The 8,844-nt window shown below is 65.3% G+C and carries 10 protein-coding genes; 7 read left to right on the top strand and 3 right to left on the bottom strand.

Translation table 11 applies throughout. The features are described from left to right. Nucleotides 1-331 precede the first annotated feature (331 nt). Both VMR03_RS01595 and mutM read right to left on the bottom strand, forming a co-directional pair. Nucleotides 332-736, bottom strand: coding sequence for a hypothetical protein (locus tag VMR03_RS01595; RefSeq protein ID WP_325401607.1), 405 nt, complete (start codon nt 734-736; stop codon nt 332-334). Nucleotides 737-772: 36 nt separating this feature from the next. Beyond that, entirely contained in the window at nt 773-1,654 is an 882-nt protein-coding gene (gene mutM / locus VMR03_RS01600) for a bifunctional DNA-formamidopyrimidine glycosylase/DNA-(apurinic or apyrimidinic site) lyase (RefSeq protein ID WP_325401609.1), read from the bottom strand. Nucleotides 1,655-1,720: 66 nt separating this feature from the next. On the opposite strand from mutM, the gene ubiE reads away from it, so the two are divergent. The 7 genes from ubiE to VMR03_RS01635 all read left to right on the top strand — a co-directional run bounded on the left by ubiE (nt 1,721) and on the right by VMR03_RS01635 (nt 8,487). Continuing rightward, nucleotides 1,721-2,518, top strand: a complete 798-nt coding sequence (gene ubiE / locus VMR03_RS01605; RefSeq protein ID WP_325401611.1) for a bifunctional demethylmenaquinone methyltransferase/2-methoxy-6-polyprenyl-1,4-benzoquinol methylase UbiE — start codon at nt 1,721-1,723, stop codon at nt 2,516-2,518. A gap of 3 nt (nt 2,519-2,521) precedes the next feature. Continuing rightward, nucleotides 2,522-4,144 (top strand): 2-polyprenylphenol 6-hydroxylase, encoded by a 1,623-nt coding sequence (ubiB, locus tag VMR03_RS01610; protein WP_325401613.1) that lies wholly within the window; start codon nt 2,522-2,524, stop codon nt 4,142-4,144. A gap of 165 nt (nt 4,145-4,309) precedes the next feature. Continuing rightward, complete coding sequence (coaBC, locus tag VMR03_RS01615; RefSeq protein WP_414693140.1) at nt 4,310-5,536, top strand: bifunctional phosphopantothenoylcysteine decarboxylase/phosphopantothenate--cysteine ligase CoaBC; 1,227 nt, start codon at nt 4,310-4,312, stop codon at nt 5,534-5,536. A gap of 3 nt (nt 5,537-5,539) precedes the next feature. Further along, nucleotides 5,540-6,013 (top strand): dUTP diphosphatase, encoded by a 474-nt coding sequence (gene dut / locus VMR03_RS01620; protein WP_325401617.1) that lies wholly within the window; start codon nt 5,540-5,542, stop codon nt 6,011-6,013. A gap of 13 nt (nt 6,014-6,026) precedes the next feature. Next, entirely contained in the window at nt 6,027-6,476 is a 450-nt protein-coding gene (locus VMR03_RS01625; RefSeq protein WP_325401619.1) for an Rrf2 family transcriptional regulator, read from the top strand. A gap of 22 nt (nt 6,477-6,498) precedes the next feature. Then, nucleotides 6,499-7,455 carry a cysteine synthase A gene (cysK, locus tag VMR03_RS01630; protein WP_325401621.1) on the top strand — a complete coding sequence of 319 codons (957 nt, stop codon included), beginning with the start codon at nt 6,499-6,501 and terminating at the stop codon, nt 7,453-7,455. Nucleotides 7,456-7,494: 39 nt separating this feature from the next. Then, nucleotides 7,495-8,487 (top strand): bile acid:sodium symporter family protein, encoded by a 993-nt coding sequence (locus tag VMR03_RS01635; RefSeq protein WP_325401623.1) that lies wholly within the window; start codon nt 7,495-7,497, stop codon nt 8,485-8,487. A gap of 3 nt (nt 8,488-8,490) precedes the next feature. Here the strand turns inward: VMR03_RS01635 and VMR03_RS01640 are convergent. Next, nucleotides 8,491-8,844: helix-turn-helix domain-containing protein (locus tag VMR03_RS01640; RefSeq protein WP_325401625.1), on the bottom strand; the 354-nt coding region annotated here is incomplete at its 5' end.

An 8,844-nucleotide genomic window follows, 5' to 3' on the forward strand; every position in this document is an offset into this window, starting at 1 on the left:
TTGTTGACCTCGGTGCGCGCCGCGATCTTGCGGATTGCCTTTTTTGCGGAGGGAGTATTCGCCATCGTCTTCGAACCCTTGTCTCGCCGGACATCGCGCGATGCCAACGTAAAATTTCATACGGATCGCGAGACACCGAAATTCCGGTGACAAAGTTCCGGCCAAAGGGGCCTCGCGCCTTTGAAAAAGCGGCCCTGCACGTCAAGCACGGCACCGCTCTTTCGAGGCGCGCGTTATACGCGGGCGGGGCCCCTCGCGTCAACCGCGCCGGAGGGGCCGGAAAACGCCGTTCCAGCAGGAAAATTAACGAATTGGGACGGACCGGCAGGCTCTATTCAGGCTCGATCGAGAAGCGCACTTCCGTCATCCCGCCCGTTTCGGGAACGGTCTGAATTTCCAGGCGCTCTCCCTCCCGGCGGAAAACCAGAAGATTTCTGATGAGTTCGAGCTTCTTGGCCCGTGTCCAGCCGAGTTGCGGCAGGGCGTCCGCGTAGAAGCGGCGCACCGCTTCCGGCGCTACCTTGCCCGTCGCGACCGAGCGGATGATGCGGCCGTTGGGCTTGTCGAAGACCACGCCGCCATCGCCGGTTTCATGCAGGCCTTCCATCAACGGCATGTCCTCGACGGCGTCGAGATAGCCGCTTGCCTGCTCCGCGGCAGAAGCGCCGCCCGGCACGGAAAAGAGCGCGAGCCCCGCCACGGCGACCGGGGCCGCGAGACGCGTCATCATCGACATTCGATCCCCCTCACGCGATCCCTTCATGCCGCCCGCTCACCTCTGGCAGGCCGAGCAATAATAGGTCGAGCGGCCGGATTGTACGATCCGCCTCACCGTACCGCCGCAGCCGGTCTTTGAACAGGCCGCGCCGTCGCGGTCGTAGACGGCGAAAGAATGCTGGAAATAGCCGAGTTCGCCATCGGTCTGCGCGTAATCGCGCAGCGTCGAGCCGCCGGCGGCGATTGCGTCGTTCAGCACGTCGCGGATGGCGCGCACAAGGCGCTCGGAACGCTGCGGGCCGGCGACACTCGCAGCCAGGCGATTGGGCGAGATGCCGGCGCGGTAGAGCGCCTCGCAGACATAGATATTGCCGAGGCCCGCCACGGTGCGCTGATCGAGAAGCGCCGCCTTGATCGGGGCGCGACGGCCCTTCAGCCGCTCCGACAGAACGTCCGCCGAGAATTCGTTGCCGAGAGGTTCGGGGCCAAGCGCCGCGAGATGGGGATTGGCGTCGAGATCGGCTTCGGCGATCAGATCCATGAAGCCGAAGCGGCGGTGATCGGCATAGACGATGCGGGTACCATCCTCCATGTCGAGGATGACGTGGTCATGCGTGCCGAGGCCGGCGCCATCGCCCGGCGCAGCATGATGGAATTCGCCGGGCGCCAGCCTGCCGCCCGCCGGCGGATGGATCGTGAAGCGGCCCGACATGCCGAGATGGATCAGCAGCACCTCTTCGCCTTCGAGGCGGGCAAGAATGTATTTCGCCCGGCGGTCGAGCCGCTCGATACGCCGCCCGGTCAGCCGCTCGGCGAAACGCTCCGGCAGGGGATAACGCAGGTCCGGCCGTCGCTGGGTCGCCAGCCGGACGCGGCGGCCCTCAAGCGCGGGCGCAAGGCCGCGGCGGACGGTTTCGACTTCGGGCAGTTCGGGCATTTTGTCCCTTGCGAATGACGACGGCGAAAGTAGCGCCCTTGCGGCCCCTAGGCTATGGTCCGCCCGATGAGCAAGACGACGAATATCCGCCAAGAAGAGACCGCGCCCGAGGGCGGGGCGACGACGCATTTCGGATTCAAGACGGTCGCAGAGGGCGAGAAGGCAAAGCTCGTTCACGACGTGTTCGAGCATGTGGCCTCGCGCTACGACCTGATGAACGACCTGATGTCGGGCGGGCTTCACCGCGCCTGGAAGCAGGCGCTGATCGACTGGCTCAATCCGCCGCGCGGCGACCGGGTCTTCAACCATATCGACGTCGCCGGCGGCACGGGCGACATCGCCTTTCGCATTCTCGACCGGGCGGGCCTGAACACGCATGTCACGGTCTGCGACATCAATCCGCATATGCTCGGCGTCGGCCAGGCCCGCGCCGAGGCGCAGGCGCACGGGCCCCGCGTCGAATTCGTCTGCGGCGATGCGGAGAGGCTGCCCTTTCCCGACCGCAGTTTCGACGCCTATACGATCGCCTTCGGCATCCGCAACGTCACGCATATAGAGCAGGCGCTGGCCGACGCCTATCGCGTGCTGAAGCCCGGCGGTCGCTTTCTCTGCCTCGAATTCTCGCAAGTCGCCGTCCCCGGTCTCGACGCGATCTACGACGCCTATTCCTTCAGCGCGATCCCGCAGATGGGGAAATGGGTGACCGGCGACGGCGAGCCCTATCAATATCTCGTCGAGAGCATTCGCCGCTTTCCGCCGCAGGCGCGTTTCAAGGCGATGATCGAAGCCGCCGGCTTCGCGCGCGTACAATACCGGAACGTGACCGGCGGCGTCGCCGCGATGCATTCCGGTTGGCGGCTCTAGCGCATGATCCGCGCGGTCCGCAATCTCACGCGTCTCATCCGCGCCGGCCGCGTGCTGGCGCGGCACGACGCATTGTTCCCGCTGGAACTGCGCGGCGAGATGCCGGGGATCGTCCTCTTTCTTCTTGCCGCGGCAAAGCTTCGCCTGCCCTGGGAAGAGGCGGCGCCCGAGGCCGGCGGCGCCGAACCCGCGACGCGCCTCGCCACCGCGCTCGAAAAGCTCGGGCCTTCCTACATCAAGCTCGGACAGTTTCTGGCGACGCGGCCCGACATCATCGGCGCGGACCTCGCGACAGACCTCACGCGGCTGCAGGACAAGCTGCCACCTTTCCCGATGGCGCAAGCCCGCGCGATCATCGAGGAAGAATTCGAGCGGCCCGTCGAGGAACTGTTCACGTCGCTGAGCGAACCCGTCGCGGCCGCCTCGATCGCGCAGGTCCACAAAGCGCGCACGCATCCTGACATGACGCTGGCTGACGCAACGCACGAGACCGGCCGCGACGTGGCCGTGAAAGTGTTGCGACCCGGCATCGAGGCGAGCTTCGCGCGCGATCTCGACAGCTTCTTCTGGATCGCCGAGGTCGTCGACCGCGTCTATCCGCCGGCGCGGCGGCTCAGGCCCATAGAGACCGTGCAGACGCTCGCCGACAGCGTGAAACTCGAGATGGATTTCCGGCTCGAGGCGGCGGCGATGTCGGAGATGGCGGAAAACGTCGCGAAGGATACAGGCTTTCGCGTTCCCGCCGTCGACTGGGAACTCACCGCGCGCCACGTGCTGACGCTCGAATGGATCGACGGCATTCCCGCCTCCGACGTGCCGGCGCTCGTCGCCGCCGGTCACGACATGAAGAAGCTCGGGCGGCAGGTCATCCAGTCCTTTCTGACCCATGCGCTGCGCGACGGCTTTTTCCATGCCGACATGCATCAGGGCAATCTCTTCGTCGACGCGGACGGCACGCTGGTCGCCGTCGATTTCGGCATCATGGGCCGGCTCGACGCGACGCAGCGGCGGATGATGGCGGAAATCCTCTACGGCTTCGTGCAGCGCGATTACCGCCGCGTCGCCGAGATGCATTTCGAGGCGGGCTATGTGCCCTATACCAAGAGCGTCGACACCTTCGCGCAGGCGTTGCGGGCGATCGGCGAGCCGATCTTCGGCCGTCCCGCGCGCGACGTCTCGATGGGACGGCTCCTCGCGCAGCTCTTTCAGGTGACCGAACAATTCGAGATGAAGACGCGGCCGGAACTCATCCTGCTGCAGAAGACGATGGTGGTGATCGAGGGCGTGGCGCGGAATTTCGATCCCGATCACAACATCTGGGACAGCGCCGAACCGGTGCTGAAATCCTGGATGATCGAGCGACTGGCGCCCGAGACGCGGCTCGAGGAGGCGGCGGCCGGCGCGCGCGAACTCGGCCGCATCGTCGGCCATCTGCCGGAATTGCTCGACCGGGCGGAGCGTACCGCACGGCTCTTTTCCGAGAGCATCGACGAGGAAGGGCTGAAGCTCCATCCGGCCTCCACCGAGGCGCTGGCCCGGGCGCAGAACAGGCGCGCCTATGCACCCGCCCTGGTCTGGGCGCTTGCGGGCGCGGTCGCCGTCCTGCTCTTGCTCAGGATTTTCTGAGACGTCTGGTCCCAGGCGTCATGGCCGGGAATATTTACCGCCCGACATGGGAGAAATAATTTATCTCCACATTTACAGCGTAGAACCCTATATTCCCCTTCACTGTCGGGCATCGCCGGGGCATTCCTGCCCTCAGCCGGAGTTTTCGTTCTCGTGAGTGACAATGTGCTCCAGAACCGTCGCATCCTGCTCATCATCGGCGGCGGGATCGCGGCCTATAAATGCCTCGAGCTGATCCGGAGGCTGCGCGGCAAGGGCGCGAGCGTGCGCGCGATCCTGACAGAGGCGGCGGCGCAATTCGTGACACCGCTTTCGGTCGCGACGCTGAGCGAGCAGGCCGTGTTCCAGTCGCTGTTCGATCTCACCCGCGAGGCCGAAATCGGCCATATCGAATTGTCGCGCGAGGCCGACCTGCTCGTCGTCGCGCCGGCGACGGCGGACCTGATGGCCAAGATGGCGGCGGGGCTTGCCGACGATCTCGCCACGACGACACTGCTCGCGACCGACAAGCCGGTGCTGATCGCGCCGGCGATGAATGTGCGCATGTGGACGCATCGCGCGACGCAGCGCAACCTCGAACGGCTGATGGCCGACGGTATTGAGATCGTGGGGCCGAATGAAGGCCCGATGGCCTGCAATGAATTCGGCTATGGCCGCATGGCCGAGCCCGCCGAAATCATCGCCGCGATCGAGCAGCATTTTTCCGAGAACGCCTTTGCCGGCGAATTGCCGCTCAAGGGCATTCGTGCGCTCGTCACTTCCGGCCCCACCCATGAGCCGATCGATCCGGTGCGCTATCTCGCCAACCGTTCGTCCGGCAAGCAGGGTTATGCGATCGCCACCGCCCTGCAACGTCTCGGCGCGGAGACGATCCTCGTTTCCGGTCCGACCAATCTGCCGCCGCCGCCCGGCGTCACCGTCCACAATGTCGAGACGGCACGGGACATGCTCGCCGCCTGCGAAGCGTCGCTGCCCGTCGATGTCGCGGTCTGCGCGGCGGCCGTCGCCGACTGGCGCGTCGATGTGGATGCCACGCAGAAAATCAAGAAAGAGCCTGGGGCACAAGCACCGGATCTCAAGCTGGTCGAGAACCCGGACATTCTCGCCACGCTGTCGCGGCTGACGAAGAACCGTCCGTCGCTCGTGGTCGGCTTTGCCGCCGAGACCGAGAAAGTCGTCGAGCACGCGGTCGCCAAGCGCGCGCGCAAGGGCTGCGACTGGATCGTCGCCAATGACGTGTCGCCGGAGACCGGGGTGATGGGCGGCGAACTCAATACGGTTCATCTGATCACCGCAGACGGCCAGGAGGACTGGCCGCTGCTGCCGAAGCAGGCAGTCGCCGAGCGGCTGGCGCGGCGCATCCTCGCCCATTTCACGAAAAAGGATTCCTGAGCCATGACGAAGACCGTTCACGTCAACGTGCAGCGGCTGGCGCATGGCGCGGGGCTCGCGCTTCCGCGCTACGAGACCGAAGGCGCCGCCGGCATGGATCTTCTTGCCGCCGTGCCCGACGCCGAGCCGCTGACGCTCGCGCCGGGCGCCCGGGCGCTGGTGCCGACGGGGCTCGCGATCGCCCTGCCGCAGGGTTTCGAGGCGCAGGTCCGGCCCCGCTCCGGCCTTGCCGCCAAGAATGGCGTGACGGTGCTCAACTCGCCGGGGACGATCGATTGCGATTATCGGGGCGAGGTGAAGGTCATCCTGATCAATCTCGGCGCCGAACCTTTTGTCGTCACGCGCGGTACGCGCATCGCGCAGATGGTGATCGCCCCGGTGACGCAGGGCCTTCTCGCCGAAGTCGAAACGCTCGATGAAACGGTACGCGGCGCGGGCGGCTTCGGCTCGACCGGCGTCGGCGCCCGAGGCAACTAGGAGAAACGGCCGGATGCTACGCCTGTCCAAGAAAACCTGGCTTGCGCTCGAAGCGGTGGTCGATGTCGCGATCAATGCACGGCCCGATCCCGTGCAGTCGAAGGAAATCACGAAACGCCAGGGCATTCCGCAGCGTTACCTCGAACAGGTGATGCAGCAACTCGTTCATGCGGGCATTCTGAAGGGTGTGCGCGGTCCGCGCGGCGGCTACCGGCTCGCCCGCGAGCGGCGGCGCATCACGGTCGGCGAGGTGGTGCGCGTCGTCGGCGCGATGGAGTCGGCCGACGATCCCGTGACGACCGGACCTTCCGAACTCGGCGAGCGCGTCATCGCGCCGCTTTGGGAAGACGTGCAGCGCGACCTGATGGAGCGGCTCGACAAGATCACCGTGGACGACCTCTGCCGCCGCGCCGAGAGCGCAACGGACACCAACGCTGCTCCGGCAGCTGATTTCACGATCTGAAGATCACAGCAAGGAGGCGAGCATGACAAACAAGGTTCCGGGTCGCGGCCGCATCTATGACAGCATCATCGACACGATCGGCGATACGCCGCTTGTACGGCTCAACCGCATGGCGAAGGAGGCGGGCGCCGTCGCCGACATTCTGCTGAAGCTCGAATTCTTCAATCCGCTGGCGAGCGTCAAGGACCGCATCGGCGTCGCGATGATCGAGGCGCTGGAATTGCAGGGCAAGATCAGACCCGATACCGTCATCATCGAGCCGACCTCCGGCAATACCGGCATCGCGCTCGCCTTCGTCTGCGCTGCCAAGGGCTACAAGCTCATTCTCTGCATGCCGGAAAGCATGTCGATTGAGCGGCGCAAGATGCTGGCGCTGCTCGGCGCGCAGATCGAGTTGACGCCGGCCGAAAAGGGCATGAAGGGCGCGCTCGCCCGCGCCGAGGAGCTGATGCGGCAATATCCGAACTCCGTCTCGCCGCAGCAATTCGACAACCCGGCGAATCCGGAAATCCACAAGCGCACCACCGCCGAGGAAATCTGGAACGACACGGAGGGCAAGGTCGACGCGGTCATTTCCGGCGTCGGCACGGGCGGCACGTTCACGGGCGTCGGCTCGGTGCTGAAGGCGCGCAAGCCCGGCGTCCGGATGATCGCGGTCGAGCCGGAGGACAGCCCCGTCCTCTCCGGCGGCCAGCCCGGCCCGCACAAGATCCAGGGCATCGGCGCAGGCTTCGTGCCCGGCAATCTCGACAAGACGCTGATCGACGAGGTCGTCACCATCGGCAACGAGACCGCCTTCGAGACGGCGCGCAAGGCAGCGCGAATGGAAGGCATTCCCTGCGGCATCTCGTCGGGCGCCGCCATCGCGGCCGCGCTCGAAGTCGGCACCCGGCCGGAGATGAATGGCAAGATTATCGTCGCGATCATCCCATCTTTCGCCGAACGCTATCTTTCGACGGCGCTCTTCGACGGGCTATAAGGTCGCTCGTCCACGATCGACGGAAGGCGCGCGGAAGACATGTTGAAAAAGTTCGGTCTCGACTGGTTTCTGGTCGCCCTCGTCGTCGTCGTCGCTGCAGCCGCCCTCTGGCCCGCGCCCGGCGTCACCGGCAGCCCGCTCCATGTCGAATGGGTGGCGAGCTACGGCCTCACCATCGTCTTCTTTCTCTACGGGCTGACGCTTGCGCCGGAGAAGATGCGCGAGGGCTTCGCGAAGTGGAAAGTCCATATCGCGGTGCAGCTTTCGACCTTCGTGCTTTTTCCGGTCGTCGTGCTGGCGGCGGGATTTTTCGCGAGAGACCTTTTTCCGCCGGAGGTCTGGCTCGGCTTCTTCTATCTCGCAGCATTGCCGAGCACGGTCTCCTCTTCCGTCGCGATGACCTCGCTCGCCCGCGGCAATGTGCCGGTCGCGATCTTCAACGCGACGCTCTCGGCCTTTCTCGGCGTTTTCCTGACGCCGATCCTGATGGCCTGGTACATGCGCACGACCGGCCACTCGCTGCCGCTCGAAAGCGTGATCCTGAAAGTCGTGCTGCTCGTGCTGGTGCCGACCGCGCTCGGCCAGATCGCGCATCGCTGGCTCGCCGAATGGGCCAAGCGCAACGGCGCCTGGCTCAAGATTATCGACCGGGTAGTCATTCTCGCGATCGTCTACAATTCCTTCTGCGACTCGATCGAAGCCGGCATATGGAGCGCGCACGACCTCTCGCTGCTGGCGCTGATGATCGCGGGCGTCATTACGCTCTTTTTCATCATCTACGAGCTGATGAAAATTCCGGCGAAGTTCTTCGGCTTCAATCGCGAGGACAAGATCGCCTGCCTTTTCTGCGCGTCGAAGAAATCGCTGGCGACGGGCGTACCTCTGTCGAAAGTGATGTTCGGCGCAAATCCCGCGCTCGGCCTCATCATCGCGCCGCTGATGCTCTTCCACTTCTTCCAGCTCGTGATCGTGAGCTTCATCGCCAATAATTTCGCACGCGATCCGGTCGAGGCGACGTCCGTAAAAAGCTGACGCTCAGCGGATCGCGGCGAGCAGGTCCTCGCTCGCGCCGGGCCCTGGCTCCACGCGAAGATCACGCGCCGCGACGGGTTCGCCGCATTCCGAGCAGACCATCCGGCCTTCCATGACCTTGCCGCAATGCTTGTGGATGCGATGGAGCGGCGCGCCCTCGGGGCCGGCCATGTGCCGGTCGCCCCATTGCACCAGAGCGAGGATCGCGGGGTAGAGGTCGAGGCCCTTTTCGGTCAGGCGATATTCCTCGCGGCGCGGACGCTCTTGATAGGCGAGCTTCGCCAGCACGCCGGCTTCGACCAGCTTCTTCAACCTGTCGGCCAGCACGTGCCGCGCGATGCCGAGCCGCGCCTCGAA

The organism is Parvibaculum sp. (genome assembly GCF_035511255.1).
Classification (GTDB): Bacteria; Pseudomonadota; Alphaproteobacteria; order Parvibaculales; family Parvibaculaceae; genus Parvibaculum.